Origin of the sequence: Pseudomonas chaetocerotis, assembly GCF_015712105.2 — a bacterium.
Lineage (GTDB): Bacteria > Pseudomonadota > Gammaproteobacteria > Pseudomonadales > Pseudomonadaceae > Aquipseudomonas > Aquipseudomonas chaetocerotis.
On record NZ_JACFYX020000010.1, the window covers coordinates 87,639 to 102,420 of the forward strand.

General features: G+C 63.1%; 14 protein-coding genes. 10 read left to right on the forward strand and 4 right to left on the reverse strand.

The annotated features are described in order from the left end of the window. Positions 1–3: 3 nt before the first annotated feature. Together H3221_RS18265 and H3221_RS18270 are read right to left on the reverse strand one after the other, a co-directional pair. Positions 4–1,047, reverse strand: coding sequence for an AraC family transcriptional regulator (locus H3221_RS18265; protein WP_196475268.1), 1,044 nt, complete (start codon positions 1,045–1,047; stop codon positions 4–6). Then, the gene (locus H3221_RS18270; protein ID WP_196475267.1) at positions 1,038–2,060 is read right to left on the reverse strand and encodes a carbon-nitrogen hydrolase family protein; all 1,023 of its coding nucleotides are present in this window, start codon (positions 2,058–2,060) and stop codon (positions 1,038–1,040) included. Before H3221_RS18270 ends, H3221_RS18265 begins: the two co-directional genes overlap by 10 nt. A 200-nt stretch (positions 2,061–2,260) precedes the next feature. Here H3221_RS18270 and H3221_RS18275 point away from each other — a divergent pair, with 200 nt between their 5' ends. Beyond that, on the forward strand, positions 2,261–4,294 hold the full coding sequence (locus tag H3221_RS18275; RefSeq protein WP_196475266.1) for an NADPH-dependent 2,4-dienoyl-CoA reductase: 2,034 nt from the start codon (positions 2,261–2,263) through the stop codon (positions 4,292–4,294). Between the two features lie 66 nt (positions 4,295–4,360). Beyond that, positions 4,361–4,792: a nuclear transport factor 2 family protein gene (locus tag H3221_RS18280; RefSeq protein WP_196475265.1), complete on the forward strand. Its 432-nt coding sequence runs from the start codon at positions 4,361–4,363 to the stop codon at positions 4,790–4,792. A gap of 8 nt (positions 4,793–4,800) precedes the next feature. Here H3221_RS18280 and H3221_RS18285 read toward each other — a convergent pair whose 3' ends face one another. After that, a complete protein-coding gene (locus H3221_RS18285) occupies positions 4,801–5,757 on the reverse strand; it encodes a TAXI family TRAP transporter solute-binding subunit (protein WP_196475264.1) in 957 nt (318 codons plus the stop codon). Positions 5,758–6,343: 586 nt separating this feature from the next. Between H3221_RS18285 and H3221_RS18290 the strand changes: the two genes are divergently transcribed. Genes H3221_RS18290 through H3221_RS18300 form a run of 3 tightly spaced genes read left to right on the forward strand, consistent with a single transcriptional unit; the run spans position 6,344 to position 9,787 of the window. Continuing rightward, the gene (locus H3221_RS18290; RefSeq protein ID WP_196475263.1) at positions 6,344–7,711 is read left to right on the forward strand and encodes a coiled-coil domain-containing protein; all 1,368 of its coding nucleotides are present in this window, start codon (positions 6,344–6,346) and stop codon (positions 7,709–7,711) included. Positions 7,712–7,713: 2 nt separating this feature from the next. Further along, positions 7,714–8,655 (forward strand): 1-aminocyclopropane-1-carboxylate deaminase/D-cysteine desulfhydrase, encoded by a 942-nt coding sequence (locus H3221_RS18295; RefSeq protein WP_196475262.1) that lies wholly within the window; start codon positions 7,714–7,716, stop codon positions 8,653–8,655. A 22-nt stretch (positions 8,656–8,677) separates the two neighbouring features. Beyond that, positions 8,678–9,787: a cyclic nucleotide-binding domain-containing protein gene (locus H3221_RS18300; RefSeq protein WP_196475261.1), complete on the forward strand. Its 1,110-nt coding sequence runs from the start codon at positions 8,678–8,680 to the stop codon at positions 9,785–9,787. 44 nt (positions 9,788–9,831) lie between these two features. Here H3221_RS18300 and H3221_RS18305 read toward each other — a convergent pair whose 3' ends face one another. After that, the gene (locus tag H3221_RS18305; RefSeq protein ID WP_196475260.1) at positions 9,832–10,764 is read right to left on the reverse strand and encodes a DUF1853 family protein; all 933 of its coding nucleotides are present in this window, start codon (positions 10,762–10,764) and stop codon (positions 9,832–9,834) included. A gap of 96 nt (positions 10,765–10,860) precedes the next feature. Between H3221_RS18305 and H3221_RS18310 the strand changes: the two genes are divergently transcribed. From H3221_RS18310 to H3221_RS18330, 5 genes are all read left to right on the forward strand, one after another. After that, entirely contained in the window at positions 10,861–11,748 is an 888-nt protein-coding gene (locus tag H3221_RS18310; protein ID WP_160017516.1) for an NAD(+) kinase, read from the forward strand. Further along, on the forward strand, positions 11,749–12,723 hold the full coding sequence (locus H3221_RS18315; RefSeq protein ID WP_196475259.1) for a metallophosphoesterase: 975 nt from the start codon (positions 11,749–11,751) through the stop codon (positions 12,721–12,723). Continuing rightward, a complete protein-coding gene (locus H3221_RS18320; protein ID WP_196475258.1) occupies positions 12,720–13,580 on the forward strand; it encodes a rhomboid family intramembrane serine protease in 861 nt (286 codons plus the stop codon). The genes H3221_RS18315 and H3221_RS18320 overlap by 4 nt, the downstream gene beginning before the upstream one ends. A 91-nt stretch (positions 13,581–13,671) precedes the next feature. Then, entirely contained in the window at positions 13,672–13,935 is a 264-nt protein-coding gene (locus H3221_RS18325; protein WP_196475257.1) for a YeaC family protein, read from the forward strand. Further along, complete coding sequence (locus tag H3221_RS18330; RefSeq protein ID WP_196475256.1) at positions 13,935–14,771, forward strand: DUF2797 domain-containing protein; 837 nt, start codon at positions 13,935–13,937, stop codon at positions 14,769–14,771. The genes H3221_RS18325 and H3221_RS18330 overlap by 1 nt, the downstream gene beginning before the upstream one ends. Positions 14,772–14,782: the final 11 nt, after the last annotated feature.

Sequence of the window (14,782 nt, forward strand, 5' to 3'; positions counted from 1 at the left end):
CAATCAGTTCGCTCTGCGTTGTGCGCGGCGGTAGTCGCCAGGTGTTTGCCCGAGCCAGCGCTTGAAGGCACGCTGGAAGGCTTCGGCCGAGGCGAAGCCGAGCAGGTAGGCAATCTCGCCGAAGGCCAGTTCGGTATCGCGGATATAGGCCATGGCCAGGTCGCGGCGGGTGTCATTGAGGATGGTGCGAAACTGCGTGCCTTCCTCGGCCAGCTTGCGCCGCAGTGTCCAGCTCGGCAGCTGCAGGCTGCGCGCCACTTCCTGCAGATCCGGCTCGTGGCCGTGCAGCAGCGGGCCGAGCAGTTGTATGACCCTTTCGCGCAGGCTGCGCGTGCGGGTCAGCTGCTCCAGTTCGCGTTCGCACAGCTCCAGCAGGTGCTGCCAGGTGCCTGGGCAATGCTGTGGGTTGCGCAAGGCCAGGATGTCGTTGCTCAGGCGCAGGCGATTGGCGCTGGAGGCGAACTCCACGGGGCAGTCGAACAGCGCTTCGTAGCGTTCGCCATAGTCCGGTGCGGGAAATTCGATCTCGACTTTCTCCGGGGTGATGGAGCGGTCGACCACCTGGCTCAGGTTGGTCTGCCAACCGGCCAGCACCGAATCCACCACGAAACGGTTGTAGGCGTTGTACGGGCTGATGGAATAGAAATGCAGCCAGGCGCCGCGGGCATCTTCGCGTAAGCCCGAGCGGCCGCGATAGTTGGCGGCGTACAGCGGCTCGAAGCGGGTCAGGGTGCGTGCCGCTTCGCGTAGATCGGGCGCCTGCGCGGCGCAGATGCCGGCCAGACCAACCTGGCTGAGGCGGCTGTGCCGCCCCATTTCCAGCCCCAGCGCGGGATTGCTGCACAGGGCAATGGCGCTATGACCAAGGCGCATGAAGCGTGGAATCGACAGGCGTGCGCGCGGCTCGCTCAGGCGTGCGGCATCCAGACCGAACTGCTCGAACAGGGGTTCGGGGCGCTGTCCCTGTTCGCGCAGTGCGTCGGCCAGCGCTTGAGTGAAGCCGACGGAGAGATCGCCGAGGCGAACACGCGATGCTTTTATAGCCATAGATTGATCAATTGCGCGCCGCGCTCGCTAGCGGCTCGTTCGCTGCGTCCTGCATCGAACACCATTGCCTGGGGCTGACCGCTACGCTCCCACAATCGGCCGCGCAGGTGGACTTTCACTGCCGCGCGAATGCCGTGGGCCTGCAGTTGTTCGGTGAAGTCGGCGTCGTCCTTCAGGCCATCCAGGTCGCTGGGCATGGCCAGCAGCTCTACCGCCTTGCCATCGATTGCCTTTGCCTGGAACTGGTCGAGAGTGCCGTCTAGCAGTACGCCAAGCCGGCCTGCTGGGGTTTCCAGTACCTGCAGTGCTTCCGGTGCTTCGGTGGCGAGTGCGCCGGCACTGAAGGCGTGGCGTTGTGGCTGGCCCTGCGGGCTGCCGGCCCGATCGAATACCAGGCTGACATTGTAAAGCGGCCCCCGACCGACTTCGAGGTGGCCCCGTTCTATGCGAGGCTCGGGCAGGACGATGGAGCCTGCAACAAGGGTGATCTGGTAATCGCGGGCCAGATCGCCAAACAGCTGCTGATAGTCGCGCGCCATGGCCTTGGCCTTGGTGCGCAGCATGGCGTCGTCCAGGCGTGCGTCGCCCTCGGCACTGAACAGTGCGCCGAGAAAGTCCAGCGGATTGCTCGCCGCCAGCCAGCGCATGGCCTGGCGGCGCTCGGCGGCGCGGTAGAGCTCTTGCTTCTCGCCGACGGCGAGTAGCCAGGTGCCGATATGTTCGGGCAGCACGACGACGGTGCGTTCGTTGAGCATGCCCAGGTCACGGGCGTGGTCCAGGTAGGCAGCCAGCTTCAGGCGCAGGCGCGCGAGGCTCTGGTAGTCGGCGGCGAACAGTTCTGGCTGGATGCCCAGCAGGTTGCCGCGTGTGCCGGGCTCGCCGATATCCAGCGCGACCTGGCTGCGCAGGTCGGACAGGTAATGGCTGCTGGGGCGCTGCTCGATCCAGTGGGCGTAGCTGCCGAGACCGGTCAGCAGTGCGAGCGCGAGTAGGAGGGTGATCAGTAGGCGCATTGGTTTTTTCGGCTTGATTGCGGTGCAGGTTAGGTCGGTCGAGCCGCGTTGCCAATATCTGTTGCTAGTTTTGGTCATTATCTTGTTAGTTTTGATCATTGAGCATGGCTGGAAGCCTCTTTATCGTCTGGCTCCATAACCGACCGCGTGACCATGAGACCGCGGCAATCCGTGAACTGCACCGCGATGTGGAGAATTCCATGACTGCTCGTTACCCGCACCTGCTGGCCCCGCTCGACCTCGGCTTCACCACGCTTAGCAACCGCACGCTGATGGGCTCCATGCACACTGGCCTGGAAGAGAAGCCGGGTGGCTTCGAGCGCATGGCGGCTTATTTCGCCGAGCGCGCCCGTGGTGGCGTCGGTCTGATGGTCACCGGCGGTATCGGCCCGAACGAAGAGGGCGGCGTGTATTCCGGCGCGGCCAAGCTGAGCACGGTGGAAGAGGCCGAGAAGCACAAGGTCGTCACCCAGGCCGTGCACGAGGCCGGCGGCAAGATTTGCATGCAGATCCTGCACGCCGGGCGTTATGCCTACAGCCCCAAGTCCGTTGCACCGAGCGCCATTCAGGCGCCGATCAACCCGTTCAAACCGCGTGAGTTGGACGAGGAGGGCATCGAGAAGCAGATCCAGGACTTCGTCAACTGCGCCGCGCTTGCCCAGCAGGCTGGTTATGACGGCGTCGAGATCATGGGTTCGGAAGGCTATTTCATCAATCAGTTCCTGGTCGCCCACACCAACCAGCGTACCGACCGCTGGGGCGGCAGCTACGAGAACCGCATGCGCCTGCCGGTGGAGATCGTGCGTCGCGTGCGCGAGGCGGTCGGGCCGAACTTCATCATCATCTACCGCCTGTCGATGCTCGATCTGGTGGAAGGTGGCAGCACCTGGGACGAGATCGTGCTGCTGGCCAAGGCCATCGAAAAGGCGGGCGCCACCCTGATCAATACCGGTATCGGCTGGCACGAGGCGCGCATCCCGACCATCGCCACCAAGGTGCCGCGCGCGGCCTTCACCAAGGTCACCGCCAAGCTCAAGGGCGAGGTGTCGATCCCGCTGATCACCACCAACCGCATCAATACCCCGGAAGTCGCCGAGCAGGTACTGGCCGAGGGCGATGCCGACATGGTGTCGATGGCGCGCCCATTCCTCGCCGACCCGGACTTCGTCAACAAGGCGGCAGAAGGCCGCGCGGACGAGATCAACACCTGCATCGGCTGCAACCAGGCCTGCCTGGATCACACCTTCGGCGGCAAGCTGACCAGTTGCCTGGTCAACCCGCGCGCCTGTCACGAGACCGAGCTGAACTACATCCCCACCACCACGGTGAAGAAAATCGCTGTGGTCGGCGCCGGTCCGGCCGGCCTGGCAGCCTCCACCGTCGCCGCCGAGCGCGGCCACAACGTGACCCTGTTCGACGCCGCCGGCGAGATCGGTGGCCAGTTCAACGTGGCCAAGCGCGTGCCGGGCAAGGAAGAGTTCTTCGAGACCCTGCGCTACTTCAAGCGCAAGCTGGAAACCACGGGCGTCGACGTGCGCCTGAACACCCGTGTGTCGGTGGGCGATCTACTCAAGAGCGGCTTCGACGAAATCATCCTGGCCACCGGCATTGCCCCGCGTACGCCAGATATTCCGGGTATCGAGCATGCCAAGGTGATCAGCTACCTGGATGCGATTCTCGAGCGCAAGCCGGTCGGACAGAAGGTCGCAGTGATCGGGGCCGGCGGTATCGGTTTCGACGTGTCCGAGTTCATCACGCACCAGGGCAAGGCCACCAGCCTCGACCGTGATGAGTTCTGGAAGGAGTGGGGCATCGATACCGCGCTTGAGGCGCGTGGTGGTGTGGCGGGCGTCGAGGCGCATCCGCACCCGGCAGCGCGTGAAGTGTTCCTGTTGCAGCGCAAGAAATCCAAGGTCGGCGATGGCCTGGGCAAGACCACTGGCTGGATTCACCGCACCGGTCTGAAGAACAAGAACGTGCAGATGCTCAACAGCGTCGAGTACGTGCAGATCGACGATGCCGGCCTGCATATCCGCATCGCCGGTGGTGAAGAGCAGGTGCTGCCGGTCGATACCGTGATCGTCTGCGCAGGTCAGGACCCGCTGCGCGAGCTGCAGGAAGGTCTGGAAAGCGCCGGCCAGCGTGTGCATCTGGTCGGCGGTGCGGATGTCGCCGCCGAGCTCGATGCCAAGCGGGCGATCAACCAGGGTTCGCGCCTGGCGGCCGAACTCTGATCGATGCAACGCCCCGCTTAGTGCGGGGCTTTTTATTTCTGGCCTGACAACAACAAGGAGAAGCCGATGGCTCTCGATGTCCAGCTACAACCTGCCGCTGCAGCCAGCCTCGAACGCTGGCATCAGTTCGTCGCCGCCAAGGACCTGAGCGCCTTGCCCGAGTTGCTGCACCCTCAGGCGGTGTTCCGTTCGCCCATGGCGCACACGCCGTATCCGGGCGCGCAGGTGGTCAATCTGATCCTCAATACCGTGCTCAAGGTGTTCGAGGATTTCGCCTATCACCGCGAACTGGCTACTGCCGATGGCCTCAGCGTGGTGCTGGAGTTTTCCGCGAAGGTAGGCGGGCGCGAATTGAAGGGCATCGACATGATTCGCTTCGACGACTCGGGACGAATCGTCGAGTTCGAGGTGATGGTGCGCCCGATGAGCGGGCTGCAGGCGCTCGGCGCGGAAATGGCGCAGCGCCTGGCGCCCTTTCTCGCAGCCGCCAAGGGCTGAGGGGCGCTCTACTTGAGAACGCCCACCTCACGATAGAAGCGCTCCGCGCCAGGATGCAGCGGAATCGGCAGACCACTGGTCGCCCGTTCCAGTCTGATGTCCCTGGCGGCTGGATGCGCTTCGGCCAGTCTGTCGAGGTTCTCGAAGAGCAACTGGGTCATCTGATAGGCCACGGCGTCGGAAACGCTGGTCTGGCTGACCAGAACGTTGGTGATGGTCGCCGTCGTCACGTCGTTGGCCTGGCCCTTGTAAGTGCCAGCAGGAATGGTGCCTGACTGATAAGCGCTGCTGCCGATACGTGACACCACTTGCTCTGGAATGGCGACGAAGGTGATTGGCACGCGTTCGGCCAGGTCGCGAATCGCCGCCATGCCCAGGCCGGCCGACTGCAGGGTGGCGTCCAGTTGGTCTTTCTCGATCAGCTCGACCGATTCGGCGTAGGGCTTGAATTCGACGTGGCCCATATCCGCGTAGCTGAGACCCGCAGCCTTGAAGATGGCCCTGGCGTTGAGCTCGGTGCCCGAGCGCGGCGCCCCGACGGAAATACGTTTGCCGCGCAGATCCTCCAGGCTGGTGATCCCCGATGCCTTGCTGGCGACGATCTGGATGTAGTTCGGGTAGATCCCGGCGATGGCGCGCAGGCGGTCACGCGGGGCCCTGAAGCCGGCTTCTTCATCGCCTTTCCAGGCATCGGCAACGGAGTCGCCCAGGGCGAAGGCCAGTTGGCCGCGGGCGATCTGCAGCAGGTTGAGGTTCTCCACCGATGCCTTGGTGGCCCGCACACTGGTGGTCGAGTCTGCGATGCGCTCGCTGTAAAGGTCGGACAGGCTCATGCCCAGTGGGTAGTAAACGCCGCTGGTGCCGCCGGTGAGGATGTTGATCGAGGTCGGATCGGCGTGAGCGTTGGGGCTATTGGCCAAAATCGCGGCAGCGGCAAGCAGGCCAAGGCGCTTGGCTAAGTGCATGGGGATTCTCCGTTATTGTTATTTTTTGGCTAAGGCTGCGTCAGTGGTGCGCAGGCAGTTTTCTGGTGCCGGGAGAGGCACCCGCGAAGCGGATTGAGGGATGAGGGTTGGCAGTGAAGTAGTGACGGAACATGGCTGACCTCTTGTCTTTTTTATCAGTCCGACCACGCGACAGGCGCGCGGGCTTGCATGTCTCAGAGCAGGTGACGTGCCAGGTTGTCGGACCACCGGTCTAGAGCGGGCGGATCCACTCATGCTGACTGCAGTAGGCGAAAATCCGCTTATGTGGTGGGGGGGTAAAAAGCAAGAATCCGCCGGTCTTGCCGTGCTTGGCAGGCGAGGGCTCATCCCGCCGGATCGGGTCGCTGGCCGCTTTCGTACTTTTCGGCCTTGTCACATTTTTGCGCTAAGCGGTGGTCTATTCGGCCTGGATCGCAGAGTGAGTGCCAACCCAGTCACATTGCTGTGGTCGGGTTTTCCCCTAGACTTGCCTCAGATATCAAGGACGATATCAGTGCCAGAGTATGCGCTGCTCTGGCACGCGACTATGCGCGCGCGTATTCCCGGTTGGTCCAGAGGGTCCTCAATGAGCATGCAGAACAAGCCGCAGATGGTGGAAGCCGTGATGTTCTTCAGTGAACGCGGTATCTGCAAACAGATGATGTTCCCTGAGTTCGAAGCATTGCTCGATGGTGTAGTGAACATGCCCGAGTTCGCCGACGAACAGATGCGCGCGGTATTCGTGGTGATCAACCCGCGCCTGCTGGTCAGGGCGGCGGTATTCTTTTTTCTGGATTTCGACGAGGACGGTCGCCCCGACAAGGGTTGGAACATTCCCCTGCAACACCTGGCCGAACGTGCCGGCCGTGGCCCGGACCTGGGCGCCGGGCCGATTCGCCTGGCCTGTCGCAGCCAGTGTCCGGTTTCCTGGCACCAGATGCATCTGTGGGACCCCAGCCTGGCACCCGCTCAGAATGATCTGGTATTGCTGCGCGATGCAGTCAAACGCAATCAACTCGGGCTCTTGATCGAAGACGACAGTGCCCAGTCGGTGGTTGCGGAGCGTTTGCAGGTAGCTTCCGAAGACAAATGGTATGCGCCCGATCCGGCCAAGGAAGTGGCCGAGCAACTGGCGCAGAAGATGGATCATGAACATCGTGCCAAGACCGCGCAGCTGATTCAGCAGCAGCGCCTGCGTATCACCAGCCTGGCCCAGCAGCATGAAGACGAACTGGCCAAGTTCAAACTGGCCAGCGAGGAGCAGAGCAAGCATCTGCAGGCGCAGATCCATGGGTTGCATCAGGCGCTGCGCCAGCAGGAGGAACTCAACGCCAACCTCAAGGCGCAACTGGCCGCCCAGGCCGAAAGCTTCCAGAGCAGCCGTGAGGACATGACTCAACAACTGCGTGCGCTCGAGCGTCACGGTCGTACCGAGGGCGATATCCTGCGCGCGCAGTTCGAGGGAGAAATGCGCGCCAAGGTCGTTGCGGCTGTGGCGGAGTATAAGGAGCAGATCGCCATACGCGACGTCGAACTGGCCTATCGCAACGAGCTGGATGCCCAGTTGCAAGCGGAAATCGAACGCCTCAAGCGAGAGCGCGATGCATTCGCCAGTCAGGGCGCTGACCAGGTGCTGGATCGTCTGGCCAAGCTTGGCGTGGTGTTCGTGGTGTACCACCCCGGCGCCGGGCACTTGACCATTCCTCTGCAGGATGTCGCCCGCTATCAGGACAACCCCATGGCTTACGCCGCGGGCAAATGCTTCGTTTCCGAAGAGCAGTATCGTCACTGGTTGGCGCATTATCAGCAGCCCAGCTGCGACGCATCCTTGTCCAGTGGCGAGCGCTGCGCCATTCCCATCGACCGTGTCGATACGCCCAGCCGTTTCAATCTGGGTGATTCGAACTGCTGCGCGCGGCACAAGGCCAGTAGCCGTCTGCGTACTGTCGGCTGATCTTGCCCATACGCATTCCCCCTTGGCGCCCTCAGGCGCCACTACAACCTCTGCAACTGGGCTGGCTCGAGGCCGCTGGCATCGAGCTCGCCTGTCTGCGCCTGGATCTTGTCGATCCACAGGTGTCTGGCAACAAGTGGTTCAAGCTCGCGCCCTATCTTGAACAGGCCGCTGCGGCCGGCGCGCAGGGGGTGATCAGCCTGGGTGGTGCACACTCCAATCATCTGCATGCGCTGGCAGCGGCTGGCCGGCGTTTCGGCTTCGCCACGGTTGGTCTGTTGCGTGGTGAACCGCAGCAGACCCCGACCGTCGATGATCTGCAGCGCATGGGCATGGCGCTGCACTGGCTGGGTTATGGCGGTTACCGTGCGCGCCATCAGCCAGATTTCTGGGCGCCCTGGCTCGCTCGCTATGCGGGATTTCAGGCGGTCGACGAGGGTGGTCTGGGTCTTCAAGGCGCCAGAGGTTGCAGCTGCCTGGTGACGATGGCCGAAGCGCAGCTGGCGGATATCGGCTGGTCTGATTTCGATGCCTGGTGGCTGGCTACGGGGACCGGCACCACCCTGGCCGGTTTGTTGCTCGGTGAGGTGCGGCGCAGCATATTCGGCGCACAGGCGGTACCGGGCGACCATGGTGTCGCCACTCAGGTCGCCAGATTGCTGAACGAGGCCGGGGCGCCGGAGCGTCGCTACCAACTGATCGACGCCGCGCGCGGCGGTTTTGCGCGCCTCGACGAGCCACTGCGCAAGTTCATTCTGGAAACCGAGCAGGCCAGCGGTGTACCGCTGGATCCTGTGTATACCGGCAAGGCGCTCATGGCACTGCGCGATTTCTGCAAGAGTGGTCAACTTGCGCGCGGCAGTAGGCTGATATTCATTCATACTGGCGGCTTGCAAGGGCGGCGGGTGTTGATGGGCGCCAGCGCCGACTACACTCAGGTCTGACCAGCGGAGCCTGGAAATCCTCATGAGCGAACCCCTTACCCCCGAACAACTGCGCAGCCTGACGCCGCTCAACGCGCTCTCCGAGCAGCAGTGGCGCGAGTTGCGTAGCCAGTTGGTGCCGCAGCCCCTGCTGGCCGGGCAACTGCTGTTTCGCCAGGGCGATCAGGCGCGTCTGACCTGTTATCTGCTGGCCGGCGAGTTGCAGCTGCAGGATGCCGAGGACAGGACGCAGACGGTGCAGGCCGGCAGCGAGATCAGTTGCCATCCCCTGTCACCCGGCCTGCCCAGATTGCATGACGCCCGTGCCTTGAGTGATGTCAGCGTGTTGATGATCGACAGTGCCACGCTCGATCGTCTGCTGACCTGGCGTCTTGCACATCAGGACCTGTTGCTGGCGCTGCAGCAGAGTGGCACCGATGTCGAGTGGCTTGAGCGGCTGTTGGAAAACCCCCTGTTTGCCAAGGTGCCGCCGGCCAACATGCAGAACATGCTCGCTCGCCTGCAGAAAGTCGAACTGGCGGCTGGCAGCCAGATCATCGAAGAGGGTGCCACTGGCGATTGCTGCTATTTCCTGGAAAGCGGCCGCGCCGAGGTGATCCGGGGCGCTGGTAGCGAGCACCAGGTACTGGCGGAGCTGGAGGTTGGCGCCTGCTTCGGCGAGGAGGCACTGCTTGCCGATCGGCCGCGAAATGCCACGGTGACCATGGTCGAGGCCGGCAGTGTGCTGCGTCTGGATCGTCAGGATTTCTTTGCCCTGCTCAAGGCACCGGTGGTAGCTGAGGTATCGCTGGGTGAGGGCGCCAGGCTGCTGACGCAGGGCGCGCAATGGCTGGATGTGCGGCTGCTGGAAGAGTATGAGAAGGCGCATGCACCGCAAGCGCTCCATATGCCGCTGCAGCTGTTGCGTCTGAAGGCACGCCTGCTGGACCGGTCACGCACCTACCTGTGCTACTGCGACAGCGGCAAGCGCAGTAGCGGCGCGGTGTTTCTGCTCTCGCAACTGGGGTACAGCGTTTACGCCTTGCGCGGTGGTCTGGATGCCCTGCCGGCGGTGCAACGCGATGCGCTGCTCTGTGAAAGCGGTGCAGGGTATCTGGCACGTTCCGGCGGGCGTACCGAACGCAGCCGTTGATCGGCGCAGGCTTTGGGGCAAGCCCAGCCCGGATGAAGTCCGGGCTACGACTGTCTCGGCCACTGATCGTTGACCAGAAAGATCCGCTCGACCTCTCGCCAATCTCCGGCATGATCCTCCTCCAGTCGCACCAGCAGTTGCGCCTGAGCATCCGGGCGCAACGTGCTCAACCACTGTTTCAGCATTTCATCGGACCAGACCTCATCGGCATTCACCAGCGCCGGCGCCAGCCAGGCCAATCTCGGTAGCGGCTGCCAGTGCGCGCCTGGCTTCGTCGCGGCGAAGTCATTCCAGTCGCGCTGATGCAGCCAGCGCCCCCGGCAGTGTTCGGGCGTGGCGCCGCGAGGCGGGGAGGAGTCGTCGGGCCAGGGATAGAACAGGTAGCCGCCGAGCCAGAAGGCGGATCGGGTTTCGCCCAGTTGCAGGTCGTTCAGCGCTCCCCGTGCCTCGCGGCGCGAAGCTAGGGGTAGTTGATGCTGTGCGAGATGACTCAGCTTCAGATCGAGCCGATCATGACTGCCCGGGCCGAGCCAGTCAGCGGCATTGCTGCCGTCCGTGCCGAGATAGAACTTCACCGCCAATTCAAGATGGTGTTCACCTTCGTCGTCACGCAGCAGCAGATCCAGTTCGCCCAGGGTCTGGCCGTTCTGGCGGATCGGCAGGTTGGCGGCGATTACCTCGACATCTGGCGCAGCATGCAGGGCGAACTGCCACAGGCGTTCATAGTAGAGGCCGAGGCGGCGTACCGGTTTTGCGGCCAGCCAGGCGTGCAGGCCGCCGGCGTCGTTGTCCTGCTGAACGAGCCAGTCAGCCAGCCGCTGCGGTTGCCGCGTCCAGCAACTGGCCTGCAGCGGATGGCGCTGGACTTTCGTGGTCTCACCCAGCATAGGGGGGGAGAACAGCGCCCAGGCCAGGTCACGCACGGCCGGGGTACGCAAGCCCAGCAGCAGATCGTGCAGCGAGTCGGGAGCAGTCATGACCCGAGCATAGCCCAGTAACAGTGCTGGTTTGCTGCCGCCCTGGCCTTTGGCCGATAATCCCTCTTCGTTTCTTATCTGTCTGGCGGGAGTCCCATGGAGCAATTTCGCAATGTCGGCATCATCGGGCGCCTGGGTAGTACGCGGGTGCTGGAAACCGTGCGGCGACTCAAGCGCTTTCTGATAGACCGCCACCTGCATGTGATCCTCGAGGACACCATCGCCGACGTGCTGCCGGGGCACGGCCTGCAAACCTCCTCGCGCAAGATGCTTGGCGAGGTCTGCGACCTGGTGATCGTCGTCGGTGGCGACGGCAGCATGCTCGGTGCCGCCCGCGCCCTGGCGCGGCACAAGGTGCCGGTGCTGGGAATCAACCGTGGCAGCCTGGGCTTTCTCACCGATATTCGCCCTGACGAGCTGGAGCTCAAGGTGGCGCAGGTGCTCGAAGGCCAGTACCTGACCGAGAATCGCTTTTTGCTCGAAGCCGAGGTGCGCCGCCAGGGCGAAGCCATCGGCCAGGGCGACGCGCTCAACGACGTGGTACTGCACCCCGGCAAGTCGACGCGAATGATCGAGTTCGAGCTGTATATCGACGGCCAGTTCGTCTGCAGCCAGAAGGCCGACGGCCTGATCGTCGCCACGCCCACGGGCTCGACCGCCTATGCGCTGTCCGCTGGCGGGCCGATCATGCATCCCAAGCTCGATGCCATCGTGGTGGTGCCGATGTACCCGCATACGCTGTCCAGCCGCCCCATCGTGGTCGACGGCAACAGTGAGCTGAAGGTGGTGGTGTCCTCGGACATGACCATTTATCCGCAAGTCTCCTGTGACGGCCAGAACCACTTCACCTGTGCACCGGGCGATACCTTGCATGTGGCCAAGAAGGCGCAGAAGTTGCGCCTGATCCATCCGCTGGATCACAACTACTATGAGGTCTGCCGCACCAAGCTCGGATGGGGCAGCCGCCTGGGAGGGCAGGACTGAATGTCCCTCGACCCCCATCGTGGCTATGACCTGATCGGTGATATCCACGGTTGTGCACAAACCCTCGAACGTCTCCTCGAGCGGCTGGGTTACAGCCGCCAGGGTGGCGTGTGGCGCCATCCGACGCGCATGGTGATCTTCCTGGGTGACTTGGTCGACCGTGGCCCGGGCATCCGCGAAACCCTGCATCTGGTGCACGACATGGTTCGCGCCGGCCAGGCGCTGTGCATCATGGGCAACCACGAGTTCAATGCGTTGGGTTGGAGCACGCCTGCCCCGCCGGGCAGTGGCCGTCAGTACGTGCGCGAGCACAACCCACGGCACCAGCGCCTGATGCGCGAGACATTGGCGCAGTTCGAGGATCATTCGCAGGAGTGGCGTGAATTCCTGCGCTGGTTCTACGAGATGCCTCTGTTCATCGATGCCGGACGCTTTCGCGTCGTTCACGCCTGCTGGGATGACGAGCTGATCACTCCGCTCAAGGCGCAATTTCCCGATGGCTGCATCGACGAACACTTCCTGCAGGCCTCTGCCGTGCCCGGCAGCTTCGCCAACATGTCGCTCGATCGCCTGTTGCGCGGGACCGACATGCGGTTGCCTCATGGTTTGACGCTCACCAGCGGTGACGGCTTCACTCGCTCGTACTTTCGCACCAAATTCTGGGAAGAGGATCCGCAGACCTACGGCGATATCGTCTTCCAGCCCGATGCATTGCCAGAGATGGCTGCGCAGACGCCGCTAACCGAACTGCAGAAGGATGAGCTGCTCAGGTATGGCGCGCACGAACCGCTGCTGTTCGTCGGTCATTACTGGCGGCGTGGCAAACCGGCGCCGATCAGGCCCAACCTGGCCTGCCTGGATTACAGCGCGGTGGTCGGTGGCCGCCTGGTGGCATATCGTCTGGATCAGGAAGCACGTCTGGATGCGGGTAAATTCGTCTGGGTCGATGTCGACCCGCTGGAGGCGCCGCGATGACGGCAGTGGTTGTGTTGCGCGTGCCGCTGGATAGCGATTTGAGTGGTTTCGTCGCTCTGCTGCAGCGCTTGAACGTGCCGCACCGGGTGGCGGAAGAGGGCGGCGAGCAGGTGCTGTGGGTGCCGGGGCAGGAGCTTGCGGAGCAGGTGCGTGAACTGTACGCGCGTCACCCGCAGGGCGACGCCAGTGGAGAACTGCCACCAAACGTCGCCCCTGTACGCGAGAGTTTCACTACTCAGCTACGGCGCAGCCCGGTCACGGCGCTGGTGTTGCTCACCACCTTCATCGTCTTCGCGGTGACCCTAGCGGGCGAGAACTTTTCCACCATTCGCTGGCTGAGTTTCGTCGATTTTCGTCTCGACGGTGAGCACATCTACCTGACCTATCTGGATGCCACCTTGGGCAGCGGTCAATGGTGGCGTCTGATCACGCCGATGCTGATCCACTTCGGCTGGCTGCATCTGGCGATGAACAGCCTGTGGTACTGGGAGCTGGGGCGGCGCATCGAGTTTCGCCAGGGCGCCATCGGCCTGCTGGGGCTGACCCTGCTGTTCGGCCTGGCATCGAACTTCGCCCAATACTGGTGGGCCGGGCCGTCGTTGTTCGGTGGCTTGTCCGGCGTGCTTTACGGCCTGCTTGGGCATTGCTGGATCTACCAGCGGCTGGAACCGAACGCTGCCTATCGGCTGCCGCCTGGCGTGCTGGTGATGATGCTGGCCTGGCTGCTGATCTGCATGACCGGCATCTTCGAGTTATTGCAGTTCGGCGCCATCGCCAATGCCGCGCATGTCGGCGGCTTGCTCACCGGCTGCCTGACCGGGCTGCTTGGCGGTATGCTGGCCAGACGAGGTGCTTGAACTGACTATCTTGGCCTGTAGGGCGGGTGAAACCCGCCACTTCAGCGTTTCGGCGGGTTTCACCCGCCCAGTGATTTATTTGGAGACCTGTATGTTGTCCTTTCTCGATGCGATTGAAAACATCACCCCGGAAATCTACGAAAGCCTCAAGCTGGCCGTGGAAATCGGCAAGTGGCCGGATGGCCGCAAGCTGACTCAGGAACAGAAAGAACTCAGCCTGCAGGCGATGATCGCCTGGGAAATGCAGAACCTGCCGGAAGAAGAGCGCACCGGTTACATGGGCCCGCAGGAGTGCAGCAGCAAATCCGAGCCGGTACCCAACCTGTTGTTCAAATCCTCGGATACCCTGCACTGATGAGCGAGTTGGGACGTGGCTCGCTGAGCAAGATGAGGGCGCATCTGGATGCGCCGGTGCAGTACGCCTTCCGTCTTGGCGACGAAGAGGTGCCGGTCAACCCGCTGGTGGGCAAGCATCTGCGCCTGGAATACCTCGGTGCCATCCATTGCACGCACTGCGGGCGCAAGACCAAGACCAGCTTCAGCCAGGGTTATTGTTACCCCTGCATGCAGAAACTGGCGCAATGCGACGTCTGCATCATGAGTCCGGAGAAGTGTCATTACGACGCCGGTACCTGCCGCGAACCGAGCTGGGGCGAGCAGTTCTGCATGACCGATCACATCGTCTACCTGGCCAACTCCAGTGGCGTGAAGGTCGGCATCACCCGTGCCAGCCAGGTGCCGACGCGCTGGATCGACCAGGGTGCGACCCAGGCGTTGCCCATCCTGCGCGTGGCCACCCGGCAGCAGTCCGGTTTCGTCGAGGATCTGCTGCGTAGCCAGGTGGCGGACAAAACCAACTGGCGCGCGCTGCTCAAGGGCGACGCCGTGCCGGTCGATCTGCTGGCCATTCGCGAGCAGTTGTTCGATAGCTGCGGTTCGGGCATCACCGAGCTGCAGCAGCGCTTCGGCCTGCAAGCCATCCAGCCGCTGAGCGCAGCCGACGTGCTGGAGATTCGTTATCCCATCGAGGCCTATCCGGCCAAGATCACCAGTTTCAATCTGGACAAGCAGCCCCTGGCCGAAGGTACTCTGCTCGGCATCAAGGGCCAGTACCTGATGTTCGACACCGGCGTGATCAATATCCGCAAGTACACCGCCTATCAGCTGGCCGTCCACGAGATCGCCGCCTGATACCTGATTGC

Bases quoted from the DNA above. Each gene is read 5' to 3' on its own strand.
- H3221_RS18265 (WP_196475268.1), bottom strand. From the start codon at position 1,047: ATGGCTATAAAAGCATCGCGTGTTCGCCTCGGCGATCTCTCCGTCGGC.
- H3221_RS18270 (WP_196475267.1), bottom strand. From the start codon at position 2,060: ATGCGCCTACTGATCACCCTCCTACTCGCGCTCGCACTGCTGACCGGT.
- H3221_RS18275 (WP_196475266.1), top strand. From the start codon at position 2,261: ATGACTGCTCGTTACCCGCACCTGCTGGCCCCGCTCGACCTCGGCTTC.
- H3221_RS18280 (WP_196475265.1), top strand. From the start codon at position 4,361: ATGGCTCTCGATGTCCAGCTACAACCTGCCGCTGCAGCCAGCCTCGAA.
- H3221_RS18285 (WP_196475264.1), bottom strand. From the start codon at position 5,757: ATGCACTTAGCCAAGCGCCTTGGCCTGCTTGCCGCTGCCGCGATTTTG.
- H3221_RS18290 (WP_196475263.1), top strand. From the start codon at position 6,344: ATGAGCATGCAGAACAAGCCGCAGATGGTGGAAGCCGTGATGTTCTTC.
- H3221_RS18300 (WP_196475261.1), top strand. From the start codon at position 8,678: ATGAGCGAACCCCTTACCCCCGAACAACTGCGCAGCCTGACGCCGCTC.
- H3221_RS18305 (WP_196475260.1), bottom strand. From the start codon at position 10,764: ATGACTGCTCCCGACTCGCTGCACGATCTGCTGCTGGGCTTGCGTACC.
- H3221_RS18310 (WP_160017516.1), top strand. From the start codon at position 10,861: ATGGAGCAATTTCGCAATGTCGGCATCATCGGGCGCCTGGGTAGTACG.
- H3221_RS18315 (WP_196475259.1), top strand. From the start codon at position 11,749: ATGTCCCTCGACCCCCATCGTGGCTATGACCTGATCGGTGATATCCAC.
- H3221_RS18320 (WP_196475258.1), top strand. From the start codon at position 12,720: ATGACGGCAGTGGTTGTGTTGCGCGTGCCGCTGGATAGCGATTTGAGT.
- H3221_RS18325 (WP_196475257.1), top strand. From the start codon at position 13,672: ATGTTGTCCTTTCTCGATGCGATTGAAAACATCACCCCGGAAATCTAC.
- H3221_RS18330 (WP_196475256.1), top strand. From the start codon at position 13,935: ATGAGCGAGTTGGGACGTGGCTCGCTGAGCAAGATGAGGGCGCATCTG.